The 23,252-nt window shown below is 68.3% G+C and carries 21 protein-coding genes and 10 pseudogenes; 9 read left to right on the top strand and 22 right to left on the bottom strand.

What is annotated here, in order from left to right:
• Window positions 1-501: 501 nt before the first annotated feature.
• The 3 genes and pseudogenes from ACIPFH_RS35425 to ACIPFH_RS35435 all read right to left on the bottom strand — a co-directional run bounded on the left by ACIPFH_RS35425 (window position 502) and on the right by ACIPFH_RS35435 (window position 2,118).
• Entirely contained in the window at window positions 502-1,464 is a 963-nt protein-coding gene (locus tag ACIPFH_RS35425) for an SDR family NAD(P)-dependent oxidoreductase (protein WP_401833134.1), read from the bottom strand.
• An 88-nt stretch (window positions 1,465-1,552) separates the two neighbouring features.
• Window positions 1,553-1,771 (bottom strand): annotated as a pseudogene (locus tag ACIPFH_RS35430) (HAD family hydrolase); the annotation flags it as partial.
• Window positions 1,771-2,118: a winged helix-turn-helix transcriptional regulator gene (locus ACIPFH_RS35435; protein ID WP_401833136.1), complete on the bottom strand. Its 348-nt coding sequence runs from the start codon at window positions 2,116-2,118 to the stop codon at window positions 1,771-1,773. The pseudogene ACIPFH_RS35430 and the gene ACIPFH_RS35435, both read right to left, overlap by 1 nt.
• A gap of 87 nt (window positions 2,119-2,205) precedes the next feature.
• On the opposite strand from ACIPFH_RS35435, the gene ACIPFH_RS35440 reads away from it, so the two are divergent.
• On the top strand, window positions 2,206-2,673 hold the full coding sequence (locus ACIPFH_RS35440; RefSeq protein WP_401833139.1) for an ester cyclase: 468 nt from the start codon (window positions 2,206-2,208) through the stop codon (window positions 2,671-2,673).
• A 351-nt stretch (window positions 2,674-3,024) separates the two neighbouring features.
• Here the strand turns inward: ACIPFH_RS35440 and ACIPFH_RS35445 are convergent, their stop codons facing one another.
• The 4 genes and pseudogenes from ACIPFH_RS35445 to ACIPFH_RS35460 all read right to left on the bottom strand — a co-directional run.
• Window positions 3,025-3,798, bottom strand: coding sequence for a maleylpyruvate isomerase family mycothiol-dependent enzyme (locus ACIPFH_RS35445; RefSeq protein WP_401833141.1), 774 nt, complete (start codon window positions 3,796-3,798; stop codon window positions 3,025-3,027).
• 135 nt (window positions 3,799-3,933) lie between these two features.
• Window positions 3,934-4,296 (bottom strand): hypothetical protein, encoded by a 363-nt coding sequence (locus ACIPFH_RS35450; RefSeq protein WP_401833143.1) that lies wholly within the window; start codon window positions 4,294-4,296, stop codon window positions 3,934-3,936.
• A gap of 29 nt (window positions 4,297-4,325) precedes the next feature.
• Window positions 4,326-4,985 carry a hypothetical protein gene (locus ACIPFH_RS35455; RefSeq protein WP_401833144.1) on the bottom strand — a complete coding sequence of 220 codons (660 nt, stop codon included), beginning with the start codon at window positions 4,983-4,985 and terminating at the stop codon, window positions 4,326-4,328.
• Window positions 4,986-5,336: 351 nt separating this feature from the next.
• A pseudogene (locus ACIPFH_RS35460) lies at window positions 5,337-5,680 on the bottom strand (MFS transporter); the annotation flags it as partial.
• A gap of 68 nt (window positions 5,681-5,748) precedes the next feature.
• On the opposite strand from ACIPFH_RS35460, the gene ACIPFH_RS35465 reads away from it, so the two are divergent.
• Window positions 5,749-6,057 (top strand): hypothetical protein, encoded by a 309-nt coding sequence (locus ACIPFH_RS35465; protein ID WP_401833147.1) that lies wholly within the window; start codon window positions 5,749-5,751, stop codon window positions 6,055-6,057.
• A 534-nt stretch (window positions 6,058-6,591) separates the two neighbouring features.
• On the opposite strand, the pseudogene ACIPFH_RS35470 reads toward ACIPFH_RS35465, so the two are convergent.
• A pseudogene (locus ACIPFH_RS35470) lies at window positions 6,592-6,867 on the bottom strand (hypothetical protein); the annotation flags it as partial.
• Between the two features lie 139 nt (window positions 6,868-7,006).
• Here ACIPFH_RS35470 and ACIPFH_RS35475 point away from each other — a divergent pair.
• The 5 genes and pseudogenes from ACIPFH_RS35475 to ACIPFH_RS35495 all read left to right on the top strand — a co-directional run.
• A pseudogene (locus ACIPFH_RS35475) lies at window positions 7,007-7,229 on the top strand (AAA family ATPase); the annotation flags it as partial.
• A gap of 412 nt (window positions 7,230-7,641) precedes the next feature.
• Entirely contained in the window at window positions 7,642-8,019 is a 378-nt protein-coding gene (locus tag ACIPFH_RS35480; protein WP_401833150.1) for a DUF2267 domain-containing protein, read from the top strand.
• Window positions 8,020-8,139: 120 nt separating this feature from the next.
• The gene (locus tag ACIPFH_RS35485; RefSeq protein ID WP_401833153.1) at window positions 8,140-8,388 is read left to right on the top strand and encodes a glycogen debranching N-terminal domain-containing protein; all 249 of its coding nucleotides are present in this window, start codon (window positions 8,140-8,142) and stop codon (window positions 8,386-8,388) included.
• Window positions 8,301-8,495 (top strand): annotated as a pseudogene (locus tag ACIPFH_RS35490) (glycogen debranching N-terminal domain-containing protein); the annotation flags it as partial. The gene ACIPFH_RS35485 and the pseudogene ACIPFH_RS35490, both read left to right, overlap by 88 nt.
• A 47-nt stretch (window positions 8,496-8,542) precedes the next feature.
• A complete protein-coding gene (locus ACIPFH_RS35495; protein ID WP_401833156.1) occupies window positions 8,543-8,824 on the top strand; it encodes a hypothetical protein in 282 nt (93 codons plus the stop codon).
• 189 nt (window positions 8,825-9,013) lie between these two features.
• Here ACIPFH_RS35495 and ACIPFH_RS35500 read toward each other — a convergent pair whose 3' ends face one another.
• From ACIPFH_RS35500 to ACIPFH_RS35530, 7 genes are all read right to left on the bottom strand, one after another.
• A complete protein-coding gene (locus ACIPFH_RS35500; RefSeq protein WP_401833158.1) occupies window positions 9,014-9,586 on the bottom strand; it encodes a YceI family protein in 573 nt (190 codons plus the stop codon).
• A gap of 162 nt (window positions 9,587-9,748) precedes the next feature.
• Window positions 9,749-10,144 (bottom strand): hypothetical protein, encoded by a 396-nt coding sequence (locus ACIPFH_RS35505; RefSeq protein WP_401833159.1) that lies wholly within the window; start codon window positions 10,142-10,144, stop codon window positions 9,749-9,751.
• Between the two features lie 277 nt (window positions 10,145-10,421).
• Window positions 10,422-11,141, bottom strand: coding sequence for an IS6 family transposase (locus ACIPFH_RS35510; RefSeq protein ID WP_401833162.1), 720 nt, complete (start codon window positions 11,139-11,141; stop codon window positions 10,422-10,424).
• A 350-nt stretch (window positions 11,142-11,491) separates the two neighbouring features.
• Window positions 11,492-12,454 carry a sugar phosphate isomerase/epimerase family protein gene (locus ACIPFH_RS35515; RefSeq protein ID WP_401833165.1) on the bottom strand — a complete coding sequence of 321 codons (963 nt, stop codon included), beginning with the start codon at window positions 12,452-12,454 and terminating at the stop codon, window positions 11,492-11,494.
• A 74-nt stretch (window positions 12,455-12,528) separates the two neighbouring features.
• Window positions 12,529-13,548: a Gfo/Idh/MocA family protein gene (locus tag ACIPFH_RS35520; protein WP_401833166.1), complete on the bottom strand. Its 1,020-nt coding sequence runs from the start codon at window positions 13,546-13,548 to the stop codon at window positions 12,529-12,531.
• Between the two features lie 95 nt (window positions 13,549-13,643).
• Window positions 13,644-14,663, bottom strand: a complete 1,020-nt coding sequence (locus ACIPFH_RS35525; protein WP_401833169.1) for a sugar ABC transporter substrate-binding protein — start codon at window positions 14,661-14,663, stop codon at window positions 13,644-13,646.
• A 120-nt stretch (window positions 14,664-14,783) separates the two neighbouring features.
• On the bottom strand, window positions 14,784-15,566 hold the full coding sequence (locus ACIPFH_RS35530; protein ID WP_401833170.1) for a TIM barrel protein: 783 nt from the start codon (window positions 15,564-15,566) through the stop codon (window positions 14,784-14,786).
• Between the two features lie 181 nt (window positions 15,567-15,747).
• Here ACIPFH_RS35530 and ACIPFH_RS35535 point away from each other — a divergent pair, with 181 nt between their 5' ends.
• Entirely contained in the window at window positions 15,748-16,782 is a 1,035-nt protein-coding gene (locus ACIPFH_RS35535; RefSeq protein ID WP_401833173.1) for a LacI family DNA-binding transcriptional regulator, read from the top strand.
• A 113-nt stretch (window positions 16,783-16,895) separates the two neighbouring features.
• Here the strand turns inward: ACIPFH_RS35535 and ACIPFH_RS35540 are convergent, their stop codons facing one another.
• From ACIPFH_RS35540 to ACIPFH_RS35560, 5 genes and pseudogenes are all read right to left on the bottom strand, one after another.
• Window positions 16,896-17,210: a hypothetical protein gene (locus ACIPFH_RS35540; protein WP_401833174.1), complete on the bottom strand. Its 315-nt coding sequence runs from the start codon at window positions 17,208-17,210 to the stop codon at window positions 16,896-16,898.
• A 7-nt stretch (window positions 17,211-17,217) separates the two neighbouring features.
• Window positions 17,218-17,601 (bottom strand): hypothetical protein, encoded by a 384-nt coding sequence (locus tag ACIPFH_RS35545; protein WP_401833177.1) that lies wholly within the window; start codon window positions 17,599-17,601, stop codon window positions 17,218-17,220.
• A 95-nt stretch (window positions 17,602-17,696) separates the two neighbouring features.
• Window positions 17,697-18,820 (bottom strand): annotated as a pseudogene (locus ACIPFH_RS35550) (IS110 family transposase).
• Between the two features lie 205 nt (window positions 18,821-19,025).
• Window positions 19,026-19,409, bottom strand: a pseudogene (locus ACIPFH_RS35555) (transposase family protein); the annotation flags it as partial.
• 637 nt (window positions 19,410-20,046) lie between these two features.
• Window positions 20,047-20,397 carry a PRC-barrel domain containing protein gene (locus ACIPFH_RS35560; protein WP_401833179.1) on the bottom strand — a complete coding sequence of 117 codons (351 nt, stop codon included), beginning with the start codon at window positions 20,395-20,397 and terminating at the stop codon, window positions 20,047-20,049.
• 278 nt (window positions 20,398-20,675) lie between these two features.
• Between ACIPFH_RS35560 and ACIPFH_RS35565 the strand changes: the two are divergent.
• Window positions 20,676-21,595: pseudogene (locus ACIPFH_RS35565) on the top strand (glutamate synthase-related protein).
• Between the two features lie 597 nt (window positions 21,596-22,192).
• On the opposite strand, the pseudogene ACIPFH_RS35570 reads toward ACIPFH_RS35565, so the two are convergent.
• Together ACIPFH_RS35570 and ACIPFH_RS35575 are read right to left on the bottom strand one after the other, a co-directional pair.
• Window positions 22,193-22,421, bottom strand: a pseudogene (locus ACIPFH_RS35570) (IS701 family transposase); the annotation flags it as partial.
• Window positions 22,381-22,824 (bottom strand): annotated as a pseudogene (locus ACIPFH_RS35575) (hypothetical protein); the annotation flags it as partial. The pseudogenes ACIPFH_RS35575 and ACIPFH_RS35570, both read right to left, overlap by 41 nt.
• Window positions 22,825-23,252: the final 428 nt, after the last annotated feature.

Below are 23,252 nucleotides of genomic sequence, written 5' to 3' on the forward strand. Positions count from 1 at the left end.
CAAGGTAAGTGCCTGTTTCTGAACCCTGTATCGGCAGGTCAAAGGGCTGAGCGGTGGAGACAGGGCGGCATCATGAATGGCGCTTCGGGGTTCGAGGGCGTTCCCTATTGGTGCACCGTGGAAAGTGAACGCTCAAACAGTTGCGGGCTGGCCGATGGAGGCCTGTACCGCACCAGCGCCCGTGCGTTCCTCCCCGAGCCGGAGTCAGAGCCGGACGGTGAGCCGGCCTGGATCCTCGGCGGCTCACCCTCCCCCCGATGGTGTTCTGACCCGTCCCGCGTCGACCGGCGCCTGCGCGAGAGGCCTGTAGAGGCCGTTCCCGAACCGCCCGCGGGCCCGGACCAGTTGGTCCGGGCCCGCGGGCGTATCCGCGCGATCGGATGTTCATGCATGCGACGTCGTGACCAACCGTGAGCAGGGCCTCACCGAGCAGCAGTTCCAGCGCGTCCCCCGCGGAGGACCTTGCGAAGAGCTGTACGGGCCCAGGGAACTCGGCGTGTCCTAGGCGGCGAACGCGTTGATGCCCGTGAGCTGCGCCGAGAACTCCCACAGGCGTGCTGCCTGTTCGGGGTCGATCGCCCAGTCCTTCACGCCGACCACCTCGCCGTCCGCCGGGGCGGGTTCGGCGATGTCGCAGTCCTCCAGGTACAGGCCGCCGAGGCCGTCCAGATGGGGGGAGGTCGCGGCCCACACCTGGGTGGCCGCGCCCTGCTCCGGGGTCTTGAAGCGCTCGGGGTTGAGGACGTTGCCGTTCTCGTCGATCCAGCCGAACGCGATCATCTCCTCCTTGGGGAGGTGGCGCTGCAGCGGGGTGATGATGTCACCGGGGTGGGGTGAGAAGGCCCGTACGCCGGCGTCCCGGCCGAGCTTGTCCAAGTGGACGGCGAACAGGACGTTCGCCGTCTTGGCCTGTCCGTACGCCTGCCACTTGTCGTAGTCGTGGCGCCATTGCACGTCGTCCCAGCGGATGCCGGACCAGTGGTGGCCGCGCGAGGAGGAGGAGATGACGCGGGCGCCACCGGGCTCGATCGCCGGCCACAGGCGGTTCACCAGGGCGAAGTGACCCAGGTGGTTCGTGGCGAACTGGGCCTCCCAGCCGGGTCCGACCCGCGTCTCGGGGAGAGCCATGACGCCGGCGTTGTCGATGACGAAGTCCAGGGTCCGCCCGGTGGCGAGGAACCGCTCGGCGAAGCCGCGCACGCTCTCCAGGTCGCCGAGGTCCAGTTCGTCCAGTTCGACGCCGTCGATCCCGGCGAGCGCCTCCCTGGCGGCGTCCGGGCGGCGGGCCGGGACGACCACGCGGGCGCCCGCCTTCGTCAGGGCGCGTGTCGTCTCCAGCCCGAGACCCGAGTAGCCGCCGGTGACGATGGCTAGCTTGCCGGTGAGGTCGATGCCCTGGAGGACGTCGTCGGCGGTGCTCTCGGCGCCGAAGCCCGAGCCGATCTTGTGCTGTGCAGTGCTCATGCCTGCTTCAGCAGGGTGAAACCGATCGGTGTTCCCCGTGCATGCCGTCCTTTGCTGTGTTCCGCGTCACCTTGCCGCACGGCAGCCAGGGGCTGTCGCTTAGGGCGGCCAGAAAGTGGGCGGGGTCGTCGTAGACCGCCTCCGCGCCCGCCGCCTCCAGATCGCCGCGCGGGATCCTGCCGCACAGGACGCCCGGACAGCACACCCCGGCCCGGCTGCCCGCCCGCATGTCCCACATGGTGTCGCCGACGCACACGGCCCGCTCGGCGGGGAACCCGGCGAGCTCCAGCGATTGTTCAACGGGCTTCAAGAACTCTGAGAAGTTTCAGTGCGGCGAGGAAGGTCTTGTTCGGCCCAGGCGCCCATGGTGGCCAGCACGACCTCGAGTCGTTTTCCTGCCGGGGTGAGTTCGTACACCACGCGGGGCGGGATCTCCGGATAGGCGGTGCGGGTGACCAACCCCAGGAGCACAAATCGTTGCAGCCGTGAGGACAGCGTCTTGGGGCTGATCCCCGCCAGCCCGGCGCGCAGCTCAGTGAAGCGTTTCGGGCCGGTCAGCAACTCCCTCACGATCAGCGTCGCCCAGGGCCCGTCCAGCACGGTCAGGAACCGGGCGATCGGGCATTCCGGCAAAGGGTGATCCAGCTCACTCACGCTCTCTCCATTAGTTCATTTGAGGGAACTGATTCCCTCAGGGAACTGTAGCCGGAGCAGCCCGCATCCCACACCATGGAGGACTTCATGACCGCGATCAGTACGGACAACACCGCGAGCGAGATGGTGCGCTCGGCCACGACCACCGCGTTGCGGGTCGCCGCGCGCGAGTTGGAGCTTTACGACACCGGCAACGTCGCCGGGGCGGACGAGGTGTTCGCCCCCGACGTGATCGACCACAACCCCGCTGACGGCGCCGCCTCGGGCCTCGACGGCATGCGAGCGTCGATCGCCGCGGTCCGCGACGGGTTCACCGACACGCAGCACCGGATCCTGTTCCAGCAGGAGCTTCCCGGCGGCTGGGTGGTCCTCCACTGGCGGATGACCGGCACGCACACCGCAGACGCCTTCGGGTTCGCCGCCAGTGGCAACGCGGTCGATATCAAAGGCCAGGACATCATGCGCGTTGTCGACGGCAAGATCACCGAGATCTACCACGTCGAAGAACTGCTCAAGCTGACCCAGCAGATCAGCGCCCCCGCTCAGCCGGCGTGACGACACAGATCGTCTCGGGCAACGGCTGGCGACGCTCGCCGACGTCGGGGGTCATGGCCGCGGTCTGCCCTCGCACGCCTTCGGGCGGATCGCAGGCCGACGCGACACCGCAAGAAACAGATCGACGCTCTCGCTATCCCGACGAGACAAGCCATGGCCGCCACCCCGACCGAGATCGCCAAGCCCCGCCGCAGTCTGTTCCGCTGGCGCATGCGCGGTGCTGGTGGCCAGTGCGCCGCACAGGGAAGCGTTACCGCGCAGGGTGGCCGGCCCGGCGGACGCCACCCCCGCATGTCACGTTCTTGCCCGAGGACGAGTCAAAGAGGCCGTAGCGGCAGTCTGCTCGCTCGTCTATGGCGCGGTGAAGAGCATCGGGAAGCGCAGGCCCAGCCACGGTTTGCGGCCCCAGACGACGACCTTGGCGCGGGCCATGGCGGTGGGGGCAGTCCAGCGGCCCAGGGCGAGGAGGAGGAAGGCGACGGGGGCGATGGCTATCGTGCAGTCGGGACGCCGCGGCGGGGTGTCGGTGACCGTGGGCACGCCGTCCGCGAAGGTGACGGCGAAGCGGTCGCGGCCGATCCGCAGCAGATAGCACGCATGGTGGCCGGCCGCGCCGGCGTTCACTGCACGCGGCATGGCCAGTCGCATGAAGGGCAGCGTGAACGCGACCACTTCCCGGTTGACCATGTGGGGCCCGCGCAGCGCGACCGCGATGTCGTATCCGTGCCCGAGCAGGTGCGTGAGCAGGTACGAGCCCAGGGTGGGCATGTCCATCGGCCCCATCGGCGTCAGCACCGCCTCCCGCGGACTGCGGCCGGCCGCGGCCGCGACGAAGGCCCGCGCCCCGTCCGCGATCTCCGCGCCGAGGACCGCAGGATCCCGCTGCGGGAAGACGGCCAGAGCCGCACGGTTGGCCGCCGCGAGACCGCTCGGCGTCCCATCGCCGTAGGGGCGGTCCTCGCCCGCCCCGATGTCCGCCATCAGCTTCCCCGCCAGCGCGAGGTGCGCTGCCGCCTCCCCTACCGTCCACTCTGCGCCCGGCAGTGGCGTGTGTGGGTCGGCCCCTGCCTGGAGCAACTCCGCGATCCGGTCGGCAGTGGCGACAATGGCGTCCTCGGGTGTCATGAACGCGATCGTGTCCGCGCTCGGACTTGCTGTCCAGTGCCCTGTCGGCCCTTCTCCCCACCTGTACCTGAAGGACCACTTCTGTGCTGGACGATCTGCCGGGGGCCGGGTGAGGGTGCACTTTTTTCGGCGCTGTCACCGGTTCCCGGCCCGCCTGCCGTCCAGCAGTCCGTGCAGGTGCGCGGCGGCGTTCCCGATGTCCGCGTATTTCTGCTGTCCGGCGCGTACCTCGGCAGAGAGCACACCGCAGCGGTGGACGCGCTCGAAATCGCCGTAGGGGAACTTGTACCGGCCCTTGGTCTCCTCTCCCATCTCGTCGTCGATGCCCAGGTACCACCCGGCGTACTCGTTGAATCCGTGCTCCTCGAGGTAGGCATTCTCGTCCGCTGCCGAAGGCCGGTGCTCGCTCCATTCGTCCCGGTCGTCCAGGACGATCCGGCCCTCTTCGGTCAGTTTCTTAGCGTGGTCGAACGCCATCGCGTTCAGTTTCACCGTCATGCCGTTCGCCGCCGTATCGACTGTCGTGTTCAGATGTCGGCTGCTGTCGCCCGGATATCCTGCCGAGCCTGCCCCATCAGCTCGTCCAAGTCGCCGACCTCAGGAGTGAGTTCACGCGCCCGCGGCGCGATCTGCTGCAGCCATGCCGCAGTGGCCAGGGCCAGTTCGACGGCCTCCCGGGTCCGCTCCTCGCCGAGCAGTTTCTCGACCTTGAAAGCAATGCTCGCGAGTGTGTCGTCATCGGTGGCAGGCGCCAAGTAGGGCTCCAAGCCCGGCGGATACGGTGTCCGCTCCCGGTACTCACGCATCGCGGTCACGACCGCGGGCACCGCGCTGTACCAGTCGAGGAGGCCCATGAAGACGTACAGGCGTGCCACCACCCGAGGCAGGCCGGGGTGCCGATCCAGCCAGGCCATCAGCTCACGCTGATCACCGAAGTGGTCCATGATCTGCGACATCGCCCCCGCGACCCGGTTGGGCCATGTCCAGTGGAAGGGCAGCAGCCGCGCCACCTGATGGGCGAGTGCCGCCTCGCCCTCCGCGTCCAGCGTGCCGGCGACGAATTCGGCGACCTGCCCGTGGTCCAGTCCCCAGTCGGCCGGCGCCGCCCGGTCCTGTGAGCTCTGTGACGAGTCGTGGCGCAGACGCAACAGCCGTGTGCCGATCTTGCTCAGTGTCCGGTTCCGCATTGTTCCTCCCGGCTCGCGATGTGTTCTTCATCGTCCGGAGCGGCCGAACGACCAGTTCCTGCTCGGATCCATGCGACCGCCCCACCACCCCCGCAGTTCGCCGGACCGCAGCGAACGCAGCAGACCTCCCAGCGTGGTCCGGTCGCGTTGCGCCGGGCTTCCGGGCGGTCCTCGGTGTGCGAGGCGCGCAGGCGTCCGTCGATGTCCAGTTCGTTCGGCGAAGGACCGGGACAGGGCGCGCAGGCCGACGGCGCAGTGCTCCGTGGCGTCCAGACCGCTGCGCAGGACCAGCCTGGCGCCGGGTGCGGGACGTCCCCGCGGAATGAGGCGTAGGCACTCCGCGGCCCTGGCCGCGGTCGCGACCGTGGCGAGGATGTAGATGCCGAGCGTCGGCATGAACAGCTTCTTGCGCCCGTAGCGGTCCGTGAGCCGGCCGAAGAGCAGGGCACCGACGCATGCGCCCGCCACGTGGATCGCGGCGGCCGTGCCGATGTCAGCGCTGGTGAGGTGGATGGCGCTGTTCGGTTCGGTCATGCGTGAGGCGACCGCGCCGACGATGGTCACTTCGAGCCCGTCGAGAATCCAGACGGTGCCGAGGCCGGCGACGATCCGCCAGTGGACCGGGACCACGGCAGCCGGTCGAGGCGGGCGGGGACCTTCGTGGTGATGACACGCAGTTCGGAGGTGGTGGTCATGCCGCCACCCCTTCCGCCTCGGGACACGGCCGATCCGCCGTACGGGCGAGGGACCGGGCTCGCGCCCCGTGTCCGGCGCAACGTCCCTCCTTGTGCTGCGCTGCCGTCTTGTCGGACACCGGTTCCGCTTCCAGAGCGAGGGCGCCACCATGCGCTGGCGCTGCGAGCGCGGTTGCGGGGCGCACGGCAGCAAGCGGTATCCGAGCGCCGAGGACGCGGAGCGCTATGCGCGGGCGTTCGACCACGAGGACGCCGAGGACCTCGGGCGACGGGCACCGCTGGTGGAGCTCTTCCCCTTGCGCCTGTTGCGTGCCGTGCGGCTGGCACGAGCCAGGCGAGCAGGTTCGGCACCCGATGACAGACCCCCGGCGCCTTGAGACGTTGTCCTGTGCAACGGCAGTCATGACGTCACCTCGATCTCTGGTCAAACGGTGCACGGGGTGACGGCATCTCCCATTTTATGGCATTTCGCGCGGCTCAGTGGACAGTCCGCTGCCGGTATCTCCTTTCGTCCGTCCAGTACAAGAGGCGAAGGCGCCATTTGATCCTGCAGGCGGAAGCGCCCGGACGAAATGCTCGACACCGTGAACACACGACACGACACGCGTCCGCTGCTTCCGCACGTCGTCGGCGCGGTGACGGCGAGCGGTCCGTGCCCTGACGCACGGACCAACCGCTGACGACCGAAAGAATGCGAGCGCGACGTCCCGTGGCCGAAGCAGTACCAGCGTGGCCGCCCACGTCATCGCTGAGGCCGTCGTCGCCCGAGCACCCGGGAATTCGGCACATGGCAAGGAGGTTTCCTCCGATATGAGCGATCCATTCAGCAATGCCGCCTTTCCCGCATCCCAGACCGAGTCGATGCGTGAGCTGCTCGCGGCCGACCGTGTCGGCACGCTGCAGCAGATGTCCGCCCTGGCGTAGCGTTCCCAACCGGGCATCCCGGCCCCACGTAACTCGGTGAGAGTGACGATGACGAGGTCGAGCGCGGCGCTACGGTGGCGCGCGAACCGGGTCAGATCGGTGCTGGCGTCGTCGGTGACGACCACGTACAGGTCGTGGTCGGAGTACGGGGTGGCCATGCCGTCGTGGGCTTGGGACCCTTTGAGGACGAGGCCGACTACGGCTGGATCAGCGGCGGCGAGTTCCACGAACGCGTCGTAGGTGAGGGGCTGCTGACCAGTCATGGTGGGATCTCCGGTGAGGTAACGACGGGTATGCCTGCTGGGGCGGCCCCGTCACGAGGCGCCCTTGCACTCTGCGGCTGCAGGCGGCTGCCGCCCGGAAGATCAACGCACATCTCCGCCGTTCCAACGCCACCGCGGGCTGACCGAGCAGGCCGCCGACGCCGCCCTCGACGAGGCATGCCGCATGCTGCGCCTGGCGAACCATCCGCGCCCAGTTCCTCAACCCGGCCGAGGCCGCCGCCCGCGACCAGAGGTCCTGTCGCGGGTTTTCCTCGCCGAGCTGCTGATGGCCCAGTGCGACGACCGCGCCCGCCAGCGCTCCGAACGGCGGATCAAGGCCGCCGCCTCCGCGGGAGAAGTCCGCGGCTGACAGACATCGCCGGACAGCTCGCCGGCGTCGCTCTCGACGCCGAAGGGGCCGAACGGGCCGGCCGGAATGCGGCGGCGGGGAAGCCGACCGTGCCCGCAGACACAGCACCCTGACGACCATCCGTAGACCGGAGCCGGCGTCCCCTGCCGTGACGGAGGCCGTCGGCACTTGTGCTCGGAGGCCTATCGAGCTCACCGCTTTTCCTCCCGCCGGGAGCAGGCAGGGTGTGGCCCACATCCGGAGCATAGAAATGTCGGAAATGTTAGATATTGCTCAGCCTCGGCTGAGGCGCATGCACCATGACGCGCATCAGCCCGCCACCCCACACCCACGACGCAGCCTGCCGTGGCTGTCTCAAGAGCTCCGTCAGGGAGCTGCACAGGCACAGCAAGAAGGGACGGCTCATGGACTACAACACCTTCCTCGACACCATCACCCGGCGCGCCCCCGTCCCACCGGAGAAGGCGGAGCCCCTCACCCGAGCCACCCTGGAAACCCTGGCCGAGCGGCTCACCAGGGGTGAGGCGGAGGACCTCGCGTCCGAGCTGCCCAAGCCACTGAAGGAGCCGCTGGTCTCTCCCACTCCAGAGGCCGAGCCCTTCGGACTCGATGAGTTCATCAATCGGGTGAGCAGGCGAGCAGGGGTGAGCCCGGACGAGGCCCGCGAGGGCGTACGGGCCGAGCTGAGCACCCTGAAGGACGCGGTCAGTGACGGCGAGTTCCGCCACGTGATGTCCCAGCTGCCCCGGGACTTCGAGGCTCTCGTCGGCGCCTCGGGCTAGAGGAGCCATGACCGACGAGGTCGGCACCATCATCGAGGAGACGGAACCGGCCGTACTCACGGCGGCCACCGTCACACTGGTCGAGGGGCCGACGTTCTGCGTCTCGGGCACCTCCGCGACATGGAGGCCGAGGTGCCGCAGGGGCTGTTCTTCCGCGACATGCGGGTCATCTCCGACTGGCACGTCCGAGTGGACGGCCACCGGCCGCATCACCTCACTGTGCTCTCCCAGGACCCCTACAGCACGACTTCGTCTCCCGCGTCCCGCCACACGGCTCGCAGAGCGAACTCCTGCTGGAACGTCGGCGCTACGTCGGCGAGGGGATGCGCGAGGACCTCCGGTTGCGCAACATCAGTACGCGTCCGATGACGGTGCCGCTCACACTGCGTGTGGGCGCCGACTTCGCCGAAGTGTTCGCGGTCAAGGAGAACCGCGTACGCCTGGTGGGCGAGGTCACGGCTACGCCCACCGGCGAAGCTCTGGAACTCGTGTTGCACTCGGGTTTTCCCTGCGCGGAGTGCGGGTGGAGAGCAGCGATGCCACCGCGCGGCCGGACGGGCTGGATTTCCTCGCCGAGCTGCCGGCGCGTGGCGAGTGGTGCACCACCGTCCTGGTCCGCCCCAGCGTCGAGGCCGAGGAGGCCGGCAGCGTCTTCCGTCCGGGGGTGGAGCCCGGCGAGTCCGAGCCGGCGCGCCGCCTGCGTGCCTGGCGCGAGAGCGCCCCGCGCATCACCGACAACTGGATTCGCCGCCGGAATGGGGCTCCGCCGGTCTTTTCGGCGTCGTGCAGCGATGATCGTGCTTGAGTACGCGGTGCACGGGCAGGCAGTCCAAACCGGGCGGACCTGCGACAACCACTTCGTCTCAGTGATCACGTCAAGGACCGTAAAGTCACGCACTGGCGGGACTACCTGGACCCCGTCGCAATCTTCAGCGCGATCGGATGGCTGCATGGCGGGCCTGGCGGAATGATCTCTACCCGACCCCGGGGCTGTTCAGGCGTCCGTTTCGCCGGCCTCCAGGACAGCCTCGACGTCGACTACGACATCGACCATGGCGCTGACGACGACTCCCCCCCGGTTGACCACGTCGTTCCAACTCACCCCGAAGTCATGCCGGTTGATGCGCGTCGTGGCGGCGAAACCGGCGCGTCGCCTGGGGCCGAGGTCCCGCCCCTCCTCCCACCAGGGGGTATCCCACTGTCCCAAGTACGTGACCTGGAACGTCAAGGGACGCGTTACGCCGCGTACTGTGAGGTCTCCGGTGATCTCGAACTCCGTTGCGCTCAGCTGATGAACGCGCGACCCGACGAACGTCCACGTCGGGTGGTGCTCGACATCGAAGAAATCGGCACTGCGCAGGTGGGCGTCGCGCTGGGGCTGACCGGTGTACACCTGGGTCGCGTCGATCGTCGCCTGGACGCGGGCCTTCTCCGGCTCGTCGGGATCGACCTCCAGCAAGCCGCGCATGTTCTTGAACTGCCCGCGCACGTAGGTGACCATCATGTGCCTGGCGCGGAACTCCGCGCCCGTATGGCCGGGCTCGAAGAACCATCTGGTCATGGCCATGGAAGCTCCCTGGCAGGCTGCCCCCTTCAGTCAACATGACGACAGAGGGCCACGGGGCTGCGATGGGCGACACGCGCTGCGTGACGCGGGGCCACGGCTTCCCTCAGGCCGGGACGACCGGCCAAGTCACCGGAGCGCGCAGTGCCGAGCAGTGGACTCACGTCACCGGTGCTCGGTCACGCCCTCGATGATGAGGGAGATGCCGATGCCCAGCATCCAGACATCCTTGGCCAGCGGGATTCCCTGCTCAGTGGGGCGCAGGCCGCCTTCTCGGCGCATGCCCGGCGTGCGCAGGTACAGCCCGACCGTGCCGGCGGAGAACGCGGTCAGCGCAGCCCCGGCGACAGCGGCAGGGACCACCGGCAGGAGCAACGCGGCGGCAATGGCGATCTCCCCAGTGGCGAGCAGCCGGGTGAACTGCTGGGCGTCGAGCTTTCCCAGGAACGGGTAGGTGGTGGTGGCGAACTGGTGCAGCCCCTCAGCGGTGGCCTGGTTCGCGCCACGTTTCGACAGCCCCGAGTTGAGGATGAACGTGCCGACGGTGAGCCTGAGCGGCATTTGCCGCGCTATGGATCGCCATGTCGTACCGGATGCCATGCCGAGCCTTCCAATCGGTCGCCCTCTAACCACCCTGACATCCATCCGAAGCATGTCAAACGCACAGCTCCTGTCGCGGCACCGAAGCGCGACTTGTTGCCCCACTCACGGGTTGGTATCCGCCGACCTCAACGGCTCTGATCGGGATGGTTCGCCGGGCGTTGTCACGTTGTTGGGTGTGTGACTGCCTGACGGTGCGTCGGGGCAGGGTTGGTGTGCTTGGGAGCGGGGCCTGTGCTCAGGCTGCGGTGGCGAGGCCGGCGACGCCGGTGATCTGCTTCCAGATTGCGAAGCGGACGGTCATCTCGGCTCGGTAGTCATGGGCGGGCATCAGATGGCGGCGGGGCCGGAAGTGGGGCGAGATACCGCTGAACGCGGACAGGAACCGCTGCGCTCCGCCTGCGGAGCGGAAGCCTTTCATCGCCCGTTCGCGCTGCCTGGTGGGCTGGTGGCTGTTCTCCGCCCGGTTGTTCAGGCCCTTGTGCGAGCGGTGCTCGACGGAGGGCATGACCTCGCGGTGGGCGGCGCCGTAGGAGCGGAGCTTGTCGATGACGATCACCCGCGGCACCATTCGGCTCTTCTTCATCAGCCTGCGGAAGAAGCGCCTGGCCGCGGCCTTGTCCCGGCGGTTCTGCACGAGGATGTCCAGGACGTTGCCGTCCTGGTCGACGGCCCGCCACAGGTATTGCAACCGCCTGTTGATCTTGATGAAGACCTCGTCCAGGTGCCACTTGTCACCGGGCCGGGGCTGCCGGCGGCGCAGCGCGCTGGCGTAGGTCTGCCCGAACTTGGCGCACCAGCGGCGGATCGTCTCGTAGGAGACGGTCACGCCGCGCTCGAGCATCAGCTCCTCGACCTCGCGGAAGCTGAGCGGGAAGCGGTGGTACAGCCACACACAGTGGGAGATGACCTCGACCGGGTACCGGTGCCCCTTGTACGACGGCGACCTGCTCTCCACGGGCACCCCTCCAGCACAATCAACCCGAAGATCATCCCACGCCATCAGCCAACGTGACAGCGCCGATCACCGGCGTCGCCGGCCTCGCCACCGCGGCCTGAGCACAGCCCGCCACCGGGCTCCACCACACCATGACACACCATCAGACACCTACCCACCCAACAACGTGACAGCGCCCCCTCGCCGCTTTGAGGATCTCGTTCGCCCGCTTGAACCTGGCGCTTTCCTTGCGGATTTGCTTCAGTTCCTCATGCTCGGCGGTGGTCAACCCGTCGTCCCGCTCGCCGGGGTCGACCTCGGCCTGGCGGACCCAGCCGCGCGGAACTTGTTTCCGTGCGGCTTCGGACGGCTCAGATCTCCTGGGGCTTGTAGGAGCTGTGGTCGCGCAGGATGACGCGGCGCAGGAGATCGACGGTTTTGGTGACGCCCTCGACGGGGGCCACAAGAACGTCCTCGTGCTCGATGCTCAGGACGTCGTCGTAGCCGGCTCGGCGCAGGGCGAGGCAGAAAGCGCGCCAGAACGCGTCGTCGTGGCCGTAGCCGAGGGTGACGTAGTTCCAGGAGCGTTCCTTGGCGGCCATGACCGGGAGGGTCTCCAGCCTGCTGGTCAGGGCCTGGCGGGAGGGTTCCAGCCGGGTGTCCTTGGCGTGTACGTGGTAGATCGCCTCGCCCAGGGTCTCGATGGCGGCCAGCGGGTCGGCGCCCATCCACATCAGGTGGCTGGGGTCGAAGTTGGCCCCGACCACGGGCCCGACCTCCTCGCGCAGGCGCAGGAGGGTGGGGACGTTGTAGACCGCCTGGTGGGCGTGCATCTCCAGAGCGAGCTTGGGTACGCCCCGGTCACGGGAGTGGGCGACGAGGTCTCGCCAGTACGGGAGTACGACCTCGGACCATTGCCAGTCGAGGATCTGTGTGGTCTCCGGCGGCCAGGAGACCGTGATCCAGTTGGGGTTGGCGTCGCCCGGCCCGCCCGGCAGCCCGGACATCATCACCACGCGGTCGACGCCGAGGAGCGGGGCGAGAGCGATCGTCCTGCGCGCGACCTGGTCGTGCTCGCGGCCGCTGGGCCCGGGGTGCAGGGGGTTGCCTGAGCAGGTGAGGGCACTGATCGTGAGCCCTCGGTCGGCGACCTTGGCCAGCAGTTCGCGGCGCGCGCCGGCGCTGTCGAGAAGCCGGTCGATGTCGATGTGCGGGGCGGTGGACCAGGCGCCGGTGGCGAACTCCACGTGGTCCAGGCCGAGTTCGGCGGCCATGTCCAGGGTCTCGTCGAGCGTGAGGTGCCCGACGCTGTCGGTGTTCAGACCGATTTTCATGAGGCGTCCCGTCTGCGGTGTGGTCGGGCGGGGAGAGGTCGTTCCCCGCTGGTTCGGTGTGCCGGCGGTGGGGGTCAGATGTAGAGGGCTGGGCGGTCGGCGAGTTCCACCTCGACGCGGCGGCCCTCGGTCTGGGCGCGGATGCCCGCCTCGCAGACCGCAGCCACGGCGTAGCCGTCCCAGGCACTGGGGCCGGTGACCTCGCGGCGCCGGGTGGCGTCGATCCATGCCTGGACCTCGCGGTCGTACGCTTCCTCGAACCGCTCGACGAAGCCGGGGGTGACCGTGCCGCCCCAGCGTCCGCCGGTGCTGACGAGCATGTCGTGCCGGTCGCCGATGCGGGCGATGCCGTGCTCGCACACCGCCTCGGCCTGGACCTGGTAGCCGTAGCGGGCGTTGACGTAGATCTCGACGTCGACCAGGGCGCCGCCGTCGGTTTCGAAGACGACGAACTGCGGATCGGCCAGCCCTTCGGGCGCGTTGCCGGAGGGCCGCGGCCGCAGCACCGTGACGGACGTGATCTCCTGGCCGAGCAGCCAGCGGGTGATGTCCATCTCGTGGGTCACGGAGTCGTTGATGAGCATGGCGCTGGTGAAGTCCGGCGGGCAGGACGGGTTGCGGTGCCGGTTGTGCAGCATCAGCGGCCGGCCCAGTTCTCCACTGTCCAACAGCGCTTTGAGCTTGATGTACTCGTGGTCGTAACGGCGCATGAAGCCCACCTGCACCCGGCGGTGCCCGAGCCGCTGCTCGGCCTCCAGCACGCGCAGGGCGGAGGCGGCGTCGGGGGTGAGGGGCTTCTCGCACAGGACGGGCAGGTCGTGCTCGAACGCGGTGAGCAGTGCCGCCTCGTGGGCGACGCCCGGGGAGGCGAGCAGCACCGCGTCAACGTCGGGTGAGGTCATCGCTTCGGCCACGTCGCCGTAGGCCGCGCATCCTTCGACGTCGGCGGCGACCGCCTTGGCGCGATCGATGTCGACGTCGACGACGGCGGTCACATGGGCGCCGCTGGTCACCTCGCTTATCCGCCGTACGTGGTCGGCTCCCATGCGGCCGGCGCCGATCACGGCGACTCCGAGGGAGGTGCGGTAGGTCATGTGGTTCCTTGGCTTGAGGGTGGGCGATGGCGGTGACGGTCAGCGGAGGGTCGGCCGAACCCACATGGGTCCGGCCGTGACCCGGGTCGTACGCGTCACCGTGTTCCCTTGGCCGCGAACGTGGCGACGGCGGCGACATTGGACTTGTCGACGAAGGCCGGGCCGGTCAGCACGGGTGCCACGCCACCGCCGCTGTAGTTGCCGTTGTTCTTGTAGAGCCAGAGGGAGTCGACCGCCAGGTAGCCCTGCAGATAGGGCTGCTGGTCGACGGCGAACTCGATGCTGCCGCCCTGGATCGCCTTCACGAGTTCCTTGTTGAGGTCGAAGGTGGCGACCTTGGCCTTGCTGTCGCCGTCGGACACCGCCTGCGTGGCGGTCAGCGCGATCGGGGCGGCGAGGGCGACGACGTAGTCGATGGAGGGGTCCTGCTTGAGCTTGGCGGTGATGGTCGACTTCACGGACGGCATGTCGGCGCCGTTGACGAACAGGTTTTCCGTCGTGCCCGAGAAGCCCTTCTTGACGCCCGCGCAGCGTGCCTCGAGGGCGACCTGGCCCTGTTCCTGAATGACACAGGCGACCTTCTTGGCACCGAGGGAACTCAGCTTCTTGCCGACCGCCTCGCCCGCGACGGTCTCGTCCTGGCCGAAGTACTGGAGCAGGCCCTGCTTCTGCCAGTCGTCCACACCGGAGTTGAAGCCGACCACGGGTATGCCGGCCTGCACCGCCTTGGCCACGGTGTCCTTCATGGCGTCGGGCTTGGCGAGGGTGACGGCGATGCCGTCGGCCTTCTGGTCGATCGCGTTCTGAACCAGGTTGGCCTGGTTGCCTCCGTTCGGGTCGGAGGAGTAGATCAGCTTGACGTTGTCCTTGGCGGCCGCGGCCTGGGCGCCCTTGCGGATGGTGTCCCAGAACGTGTCACCGGGGACGGCGTGGGTGATCATCGCGATGGTCATGCGGGGCGTGGTGGCCTTGCCGGCAGAGACGCCACCGGCGCTCTCCTCCGACTTCTTGCCACCCGAGTTGCTGGAGCACCCGGCGAGTGCCAGGACTGTACTGGCGGCCACGGCCACCAAGACGGTGAATCTGCGGGAGCGGGACGAAAGCGAGCGGTTCATTTCGGCACCTCACTGTGCTGACTTGCGGGAAGGGGTGATCCACCGGCGGGACGCATACACATCCCGTTGCGGGTCGGGCGGGGAGCTATTGGGTGGCCTGCTGTGTGACTCGGGGTGGGATCAGAGGGTGAACGCGGCGCGGAACCGCTCCATGGCGGTGTGACTGTCGCCGGAGGGCCATGCCTCCAGGGCGACCGTGCCGTCGTAGCCGAGGTCGGTAAGGGCGCGGGCGACGGCCGGATAGTTGATCTCTCCGGTGCCGGGTTCGCAGCGGCCGGGCACGTCGGCGACCTGGATCTCTCCGATCAGGCCGGCGCCGTGCGCGCGGCGGATCAGTTCGATGAGGTTTCCCTCGCCGATCTGGGCGTGGTACAGGTCCAGATTCATCCGCAGACCGGGCCGATCGACTGCCGCGACCAGTGAGAAGACGTCGACGGCCCGCGCGAACGGGACGCCGGGGTGGTCGACGGCGGTGTTGAGGTTCTCCAAGGTGAAGGTGACGCCCGCGCTCTCACCCAGTTCGGCCAGGCGGGTGAGCGTGCGGTGGGCGGTGATCCACATGTCGCCGGTGGCCTCGCCGGTCACCGGCACCACGGGCAGGCCCTCGCCGTCCAGGCCGGTGCCGTGCAGGTTGAGCCGGGGGCAGCCGAGATGCTCGGCGGCCTTGATCGATTCCCCGGCTGTGCGCAGGAGTTCGGCTGCGCCGTCCGGGTCGGTCAGGGTGCCGCGGATGTAGCCGGTCATCGAGGAGAACTCGGCGGGGGTCTGGGCCAGTGCGCTCACGTCGTGCCGGGTCCAGTCCCAGATCTCCACCTGGAAGCCGGCCTCGTGGATGCGCCGGGCCCGCTCCTCGATCGGCAGGTCGCGGTAGACCATCTCGGCACAGACCGCCAACGTGTACATCGCAGCTCCAGACTTATAACGTTCTAAGAGAACAGGAGCAGTACGCCAGGCACCGAGAGGACTGTCAAGGGTTTGTGCGGACATTTGATTTATAACGTTGTAACAACGCTGATCGGTGCGTGTCCTGCTTGGCCCGGTCTACGATCACCTCGAAGAAGCCCCTCGATCAGGAAGGCCGACGGTGCCATCGCGCTCTGCCGTCCCGGACGGAAAGCGGCCGACGCTCAGCGACCTCGCGGCGCGGGCAGGTGTCTCCGTGCCGCTTGCCTCCATGGTCATGCGCGGTGCCAAGGGGCCCAGCGCGGCGAGTCGCGAGCGGGTGCTGCGGGCCGCGCAGGAGATCGGCTACCGGCCGGACAGCAGGGCCCGCCTCCTGCGCAGCAGCCGCTCACACCTGGTGGGAGTGCAGTTCGACCTGCGACAGCCCTTCCACGCCGACATGGTTGAGGCGCTCTACGCCGCGGCGGGGGCGGCCGGCTACCAGATCGCGCTCAGCGCCGTCACTGCGAGCCGCAGCGAACAGGAGGCGGTGGAGATGCTGCTCGCCGACCGCTGCGAGGCGCTGATCCTGCTCAGCCCCCATGCCCCGGCGGCCCGGCTGGCAGAACTCGCGGCGCAGCTTCCCGTCGTCTCCGTAGCCCGCCGGCTGCGTCCGCTAGCCGACGGCGTCGACGTCGTCCGCGCGGCCGACGACGAGGGCGCCCGCCAGGCGGTCGACCACCTCGTGGCACTGGGCCACCGCGACATCGCCCACATCGACGGGGGCAGGGCGCCGGGCGCGGCCGACCGGCGCCGCGGCTACAAGTCGGCCATGCAGCACCACGGCCTCACCGACCGCGTCCGCCTCGTGCCGGGCGGGCTGACCGAGGACCACGGCGCGGCAGCCGCACGAACACTCCTCGCCGAGGCGGCCCGCCCCACCGCCGTCCTCGCCTTCAACGACCACTGCGCCATCGGCGTCCTCGACACCTTTCTGCGCGCCCGTATCCCTGTGCCCGACGAGATCTCGGTCGTCGGCTTCGACGACAGCCACCTCGCCCGCCTGGCCCACGTCCAACTCACCACGGTCGGGCAAGAAGCCCGCCAGCTGGCGCGCCGGGCCGTGAGCCGGGCCGTCGCCCGGCTGGAGGGTGGGGCGGCGGACGACGAACGAGAAGTCGTCGTCACACCACACCTCGTCATACGAAGCACCACCAGGGCACCTTGCCGCTCCTGACCCGCGTTGCTTCAGTCCCGGCCCGATTTGGTTGAAGTGCCGCCCTGACCTGCTACACGAGACGCGCCGGACTCACCACGTGTGATATCGCCTCATTACTGGTGGACCCGTTTTCAGGCGGAGGTGCCCGTGGCTGCGGTGCCGGACTTGGTCAGTGTGTACGTCAGTCGCGTCCCGCTCCAGAAGTGGAAGGTGAGGGTCACAGTGGTGTTGTCGGTGACACCGTCGAAGAAGGCGGTCGGCAAGGTGATCGTGCCTGCGGTGTAGTCCGGTGTGAAGGCCACATTGAACTGCTTGTACGTCGTCCAGGACTGCGGACCGGCGGCAGTGCCGTCGGCGTAGACGGCTTCCATGGTCGCCAACTTGTCTCCGTTGAACGCGGTGGGAATCACCAGCGAGGTCGTCGTACCCTTCGCGCTCGTCAGCACCGGCTTGTCATAGGTGATGACGTTGACGGTCCAAGGACTTCCGTCCGTGAACCGGAGGGAGAGAACGGCATTCGTGCCGTACTCCTGTGATGTGGTCAGTCGGCTGAGCGTCGCCGCTGCGATCGTCAGCGTGTTGCCGCTGACGGTAGTCCACGCCCCGGATCAGGGGGCGGGTGCCGGCATCGATCCTCGTCAGCCTGGTGCCGTTGAGGTTCAGCGTGATCGTCGCGTCCGTCGGGGTCTTGCCCTTGGGCACGAAGAGCTGATCGGTGGAGGCGGTGCCGGAGCGCCCGGTCCAGCTGGACCGTATCTGCGCATAGAGGCTCGGGTCGTTCCATTGCAGGGTGCGGCGGTTGAAGCGACTGCCGTTGTCCCACAGCATCGTGGTCAAGCCCCGGTGGCGCGCGTAGTAGCCGAGATACTCAAGGTACTTGAGCGTCTTGCACGTTCACCCCGTGTCGGCGGTGCTTGATGCCCCTATGTTCGTCAAGCTGCGATCATTAGGGTTGCTGAAGTATGAGGCTGCTGGTGACGCGTGATCATGTCGGCGTGGATCAGGTGGTACACCTCGCGGGCTGCGTAGCGTTTCAGGCAGCGCATGACCTCGCGTTTTCCCTTTCCTTCGGCGGTGCGTCGCTCCAGGTAGAGGCGAGTGCGCTCGTCTTGTCGCATGCGTGTGACCACGATGCGGTGCAGAGCGGCGTTGGCCTGCCTGTCTCCGCCGCGGTTGAGCCGACGGCGTTGGCTCTTCCCCGAGGACTTCTGAACAGGGCTGACACCGCACAGGGCGGCGAAGGATGCCTCGCTGGCCAGCCGTTCCGGGTTGTCGCCTGCGGTGATCAGCAGGGCCGCCGCACTGTCGGGTCTGATCCCGAGCTGCTCCAGCAGGCTGGGCGCAGTAGCCCGGACCGCTATGGTCATCCGCCTTCCGAGCTCGGTGGCTTCCTGCCGAAGCTGCACAACGCGCTTCGCCAGCAGCCGCAGCGTGAAGACCGCCGTGTCGGCTGCCGGATTGCCCTCGCGGGTGTCGGCCAGTCCTGCGCATCGGCGGAGCAGTAGCGAAGTCGAGAGCGGCTCCAGCTCCTCGGGTAGGGCGGACGGAGCGTTGACCAGCACGGACTTGAGCTGGTTGAGCGCTTGAGTACGGGCTTTGACCGCGGAGTTCTTCGCCAACCGGAGCATACGCAGTGCTTCCACGTGCCCGTCGCCGCTCTTCGGTAGCGCCCGTGCCATGCCCGACAGCGCGCCCCGGGCGGCGGCCTCGGCGTCGACGGCGTCGGTCTTGCCGCGGCGGCGCCGGGTGGATCGGTCGGGCTGGTTGACCTCCACCACCGAAACCTGCTGGGTCGCGAGGAAGCGGGCCAGGCCCGCGCCGTAGGAGCCGGTGCATTCCACCCCGGCGCGCAGCACCGTCCCGAATGGCGTGCCCAGTCGAGAAGGTGGCGGTAGCCGGCCGCCGTGGCCGGGAACTCCCCGCTGCTCAGCAGCCTGCCAAGGTGGTCAAGGACGGCGGCGACGTGCACGTCCTTGTGAGTGTCGACGCCGAGCACCACCATGCGCGGCTCGGCCGCAGCCTCGACATCGTGGATGGCAGGAAGGGCAGAAGGCATGCCGAGGGTGGTCACTGTGCTCCTGTTCGACGACGTACCGATAGTCAGCGCCGGTCGGTGGTGCGGTCAGAACTGTGACGGTGCCTTCGAGGCCAAGGCCCCTATCGGGACACGCTCCGCCGGCCCGGTGCCAGTGCGTCTCGTTCCGGTCCGGCTGACAGATCAAACACAAGGCACAAGTGGCCAGTGAGAGTACGAGTCAAGCCGTGGCCAGAACGACACGACCGCCATCCTCACAGTGGGAGTAGTCCGCGCGTGAGTCGCCGACGCGGTCGCATTCCGCCAGGGTGCCGTCGAGCAGGACGTGGTCGGGGTCGGCTTCGCGCAGCGCCCGCAGCAGGCCGGGCGCGCGGTCGGCGAGCAGGTCGACGACGGCTGCCGCGTAGGCGTGGGCGGTGCCCACCGAGATACCGAAGCCGACGGCGATCTGCGCGAGGGTGTCGTGCCGACGCAGGTACACCAGGCCGACGAGCGCACGCTGGTGCGGCGGGAGTTTGCAGCGGCGGTCACCCTCGCGGGTGACGATGAGCATGGTGACCCACTCGACCAAGGCGTGGGGCAGGTCGAGTGCGGCAGGATAGGAAACCAACGCGGCTCCTGTGCCTGTGGGTTGAGACTTCGAACACCTCCCCCAACGGCACGGGAGCCTCGTGCGTTGCGCACCCCGACGGCGTCACCCGATCAGTGGCCGCGCTGAAAAGGCTCACTGGCCATCGAGGCGCTTCCAGCGGCTGTCCCTTAACGCAACGTTGCTCAACACCTCGAAGCGTGAAGAACGGCCGCCCTGTCGTCCCGGGAATGAACCAAGATCAGAGGGTCAGGTGAACGGCCGAGGTTAAACACCAGGCTCAGCTTGACTCTGTTGGGGTTCTTGGATGGTGGGCTCGGCTGCCGAGGTTCGCCAGGACTTTGACCGGGGGATCTCGTTCTGGTCCAGGAAGGTCGGGAAAGCGGTCGGCGGTCTCGGCGGAGAGGCTTCCCCGGTCGCTGGCTGACCGCTGAGGCGTTCGATGTTTCACGGCGATGGCTGTGAGGACGTGTTGGGGAGTAGTCGTCAACGTGGGCAGGTGCTGCTGATCTCCGTACGACGGCACGGGCACCGCGGATTATCCGACAACATCCCGAGGGCCGGCGGCGATGTCGGCGGGAAGCCCGGGCACAGCGAAGGGCGGGCACGGGCACCGGCAGAACGCCGGTGCCCGCCCCTGTGTGCCGCGGAGTGACGGTCAGGCTCGGTGGTCTCCGTAATATCCGCCGACCTGCTCGTGGTAGCCGGGGTCGCCGATGTGCTTGTCCTTGTCGAACTCGGGGGAGTTCTTGATCTCGTCCTTGGTCCGGCCTACGTGGATCGTCTGCCCCGCGACGTCGATGGACGAGATGACACCGGCAGGGAGAAGAACCGTCTTGCCGAAGATCCACACTCCGGTGTCGACCACGATGTACCCGGCCCCGACGTCCTCCGAGTGCTTGTCGACCTTGCCGATCGAACCGTCACTCGCCTCGACCTTGAATCCGGTCAGGTCCGTCCCCGTCTGGTGGCCCGACTCGGCCGGGTAACCCCACATGTTGTCCGTCATACAAACCTCCCCTTGTAGCGCATGAATACCGAGGAAGCCCGTCCGATATTTCGGTGGGCGCCCCTCGGTAGGGCGAGTGCCCATCGTTTCGCGTCCCACACAATTTCTAATTTCGAGTATTGGGAAATATTAGGCGGCAAGAAAGTACCAGAATCAACACAGTCCCTTCCTGCTGCAGCGCAGCCGTCCCGAGTTGCGGCAGTACTCCGCCACGCGTACGGATCGGGGGTTCTGACTGCACCCGGCTGTACGACATGGCACTGCTGAACGTCTCCGCGATGAGCTTCGGCTCGCTGTCGGCCAATACCGTTCTGGCGCTCAACCAGGGTGCCGCGGCAGGCGGTTTCGCGCACGGCAGCGGCGAGGGCCGACTGTCGGAGTACCACCTGCGTCCGGGTGGTGACCTGGTCCGGGAGATCGGTGCCGGCTACTTCGGCTGCCGGACCCGGGACGGGGACTTCGATGGCGGGGAGTTCGTCGAGAAGGCGTCGGGCGAGAGCGTCAGGCGCGTCTTTGAAGCTGTCGCTGGGCGCCAAGCCCGGTATCGGGGGTGTACTGCGGGGGCCAAGGTGAACGCGGAGATCGCCCGGTGCAGGACGTCCTCGAGGGACGGACGGTGGTCTCACCGCCCTACCACTGGGCGTTCTCGACGCCTCGTGAACTGGTCTGTTTCATCGCACGGATGCGGGAGCTGTCCGGCGTCGAGCCGACCGGCTTCAAGCTGTCCCCCGGTTCGCGGTGCCAGTTCCTCGTCGTGTGCAAGGCGATGATCGAGGAGGGCACCGCACCCGACTTCATCTTCGTCGACGGCGCGGAGGGCGGCACAGGCACCACACCGCTCGAATGCGCCGGCCACGTCGGCATACCGCTCAGGGAAGTTCTGATGACCGTGCACAACGCTCTGGTCGGCGCGGGCCTGCGGGATCGGATCCGGATCGGCGCCAGCGGCAAGATTGTCACTGGGACGGACCTCGTCAAACGCCTGATCCAGGGCGCCGACCACGGTAACGCGGCCCACGCCATGACGTTCGCGGTCGGCTGCATCCAGGCCCAGCACTGCCACACGGACACCTGCCCCGCCGGCGTCACCCAGGACCCGCGGCGGGCCCGCGCGCTGGACGTCGGCGAAAAGTACACGCGGATGCATCGCCTCCAGGAGGCCACTGCCGCAGCGCACTGCAGATCATGGCATCCATGATCGGTCGAGTGCCGCCGCGAGGAGGAGGCCGCCTCCGCCGCGAGAGCCCATTCAACGCGACCTCTACGACGGGGTCGAAAGCCGTACGCCCGTCCCGGCCATCATCAGCCAGGTCTCCCTGGCCGAGCCGGGTCTGTGGTGACGGCGGCCTGGCATGCTCCTCGGCGGTCTCATCATCCTCAACTCTGCCGGCTGCTGGTCGAACTCGTCGTCTTCGACAACCGCCGTCTCGCTGATCGTGACCATGCCCGCCCGGGGAGCCTGGCAAGGGAATCCGGGGCGGGCTGTGGTCGTGGCTGATCGCCCGGCCTTCGGGGGATTGGTCAGCGACGGCGCAGAATCATGACGACAACGATGATGATAATGACAATGACGACGGTACCCAGGCCTATGTACACGATTTTCTCTTTCCTCCGGGGACCGGCATCTATCGGTGCCGCAGAAGGCCGAGTGCCCCCATCAATTCTTTTCAGCCCGCTCCGGCGAGTCTGTTGCCCTGCTGTGACATGTATCCGTGACTGCCGGCGACGAGTCCGTACTGGACCTGTTGTCCGCCCGCTGAATTCCTCGGTGTCTGTCAGGGTCTGATCAAGTTCCGTCGGCGCCCCACTCGATCCGGTTCAACGGCCGGTGGATGCGATCGGGACCCGCGTGCCCGGCTTCCTCCGCCAGCGTCCAGCCGTTCTTGCGCTGCAGCGGCGCAACCAGCCCCCGCATATGCGCCAGCGCCGACTGACGCGGCTCCTCCCGGTTGATGCACGAACCGCTCATGCGGAGCGTCCAGTTCACCCGCCCACAACCTGACACCGGCAAGGTCCCCACCCATAACCACACCAACGAGCGAACTGCCCAGCAGCCACGGCAAGCACCGTTGCAGTACCAGGGCGAGCGCCAGGGGCGAGCACGGCGAGGCGTCGGCCGCCGCTCTTGAGGAGGTTGCCCGCGCCACGGCTGTACCGGTCAACCGTGTGACGCGGCCTGATCCGATCCGGTCCTGAGCGACGGGCGCGGCCCGACCGTGTTCCGGCCGGGCCGCGCCCCGCAACCCGGTGATGTGCGACATGGACCTGCTGACGGCTCAGGGGGCGTTGCTCTACCCGGCTTCGGGGTCCCGTCGACGTGGAGCCTGCGCGGCGGGTCCGCCAGTAGACACCGTGGCCGACACCGTCGTACGTGAGGATCACCGCCTCGCGGCCGATCTGACGGGCCGCGTTGGAGGCCCAGTCGTGCGGGGTCGCCGGGCGGTCACCCCTCCCGCCAGGCCCTGCGGTGCCCCGTCACTTTCTTCGCGGTCCCGAAAGAGGGCTGCTGGCCTCCGGGCCCGGCATGACTGTTGCCCCTTGGCCAACGGATGAGAACGGCCGACCTGGGGCCGGCCGGGCCCGGGAGGTGCCGTCGGAGACGCTGACGAGAGGTCCGGCCACCGTCCCTAACCCGCCACCGCCCCCGGCGTGGTGTGGGTGACGCCGGCCGCTGCCGTCAGCCACCGCACCGGAACCGGCTCCTTCGGAGCGGCCGTGTGACAGGCGGGAGTGCCGGAATCAAAGCATCGACGGGTGCCTCTCAAGCGCACCGCGGCCCGGACGGCTCCCTGCACACCGCCGCAATGGACGGGATGGCCCTTGCAAGTGCCCCTGATCTGCGATGCTGCTCCGTT

The sequence above is a fragment of the Streptomyces sp. NPDC088157 genome, from assembly GCF_044741545.1.
Classification (GTDB): domain Bacteria; phylum Actinomycetota; class Actinomycetes; order Streptomycetales; family Streptomycetaceae; genus Streptomyces.

Excerpts from the sequence above, each read along its gene's own strand:
- ACIPFH_RS35485 (WP_401833153.1), top strand. The coding sequence starts at position 8,140 with ATGGAGGCCGAGGTGCCGCAGGGGCTGTTCTTCCGCGACATGCGGGTC.
- ACIPFH_RS35425 (WP_401833134.1), bottom strand. The coding sequence starts at position 1,464 with ATGAGCACTGCACAGCACAAGATCGGCTCGGGCTTCGGCGCCGAGAGC.
- ACIPFH_RS35455 (WP_401833144.1), bottom strand. The coding sequence starts at position 4,985 with ATGCGGAACCGGACACTGAGCAAGATCGGCACACGGCTGTTGCGTCTG.
- ACIPFH_RS35450 (WP_401833143.1), bottom strand. The coding sequence starts at position 4,296 with ATGACGGTGAAACTGAACGCGATGGCGTTCGACCACGCTAAGAAACTG.
- ACIPFH_RS35520 (WP_401833166.1), bottom strand. The coding sequence starts at position 13,548 with ATGACCTACCGCACCTCCCTCGGAGTCGCCGTGATCGGCGCCGGCCGC.
- ACIPFH_RS35525 (WP_401833169.1), bottom strand. The coding sequence starts at position 14,663 with ATGAACCGCTCGCTTTCGTCCCGCTCCCGCAGATTCACCGTCTTGGTG.
- ACIPFH_RS35530 (WP_401833170.1), bottom strand. The coding sequence starts at position 15,566 with ATGTACACGTTGGCGGTCTGTGCCGAGATGGTCTACCGCGACCTGCCG.
- ACIPFH_RS35515 (WP_401833165.1), bottom strand. The coding sequence starts at position 12,454 with ATGAAAATCGGTCTGAACACCGACAGCGTCGGGCACCTCACGCTCGAC.
- ACIPFH_RS35480 (WP_401833150.1), top strand. The coding sequence starts at position 7,642 with ATGGACTACAACACCTTCCTCGACACCATCACCCGGCGCGCCCCCGTC.
- ACIPFH_RS35500 (WP_401833158.1), bottom strand. The coding sequence starts at position 9,586 with ATGGCCATGACCAGATGGTTCTTCGAGCCCGGCCATACGGGCGCGGAG.
- ACIPFH_RS35560 (WP_401833179.1), bottom strand. The coding sequence starts at position 20,397 with ATGACGGACAACATGTGGGGTTACCCGGCCGAGTCGGGCCACCAGACG.
- ACIPFH_RS35440 (WP_401833139.1), top strand. The coding sequence starts at position 2,206 with ATGACCGCGATCAGTACGGACAACACCGCGAGCGAGATGGTGCGCTCG.
- ACIPFH_RS35505 (WP_401833159.1), bottom strand. The coding sequence starts at position 10,144 with ATGCCGCTCAGGCTCACCGTCGGCACGTTCATCCTCAACTCGGGGCTG.
- ACIPFH_RS35445 (WP_401833141.1), bottom strand. The coding sequence starts at position 3,798 with ATGACACCCGAGGACGCCATTGTCGCCACTGCCGACCGGATCGCGGAG.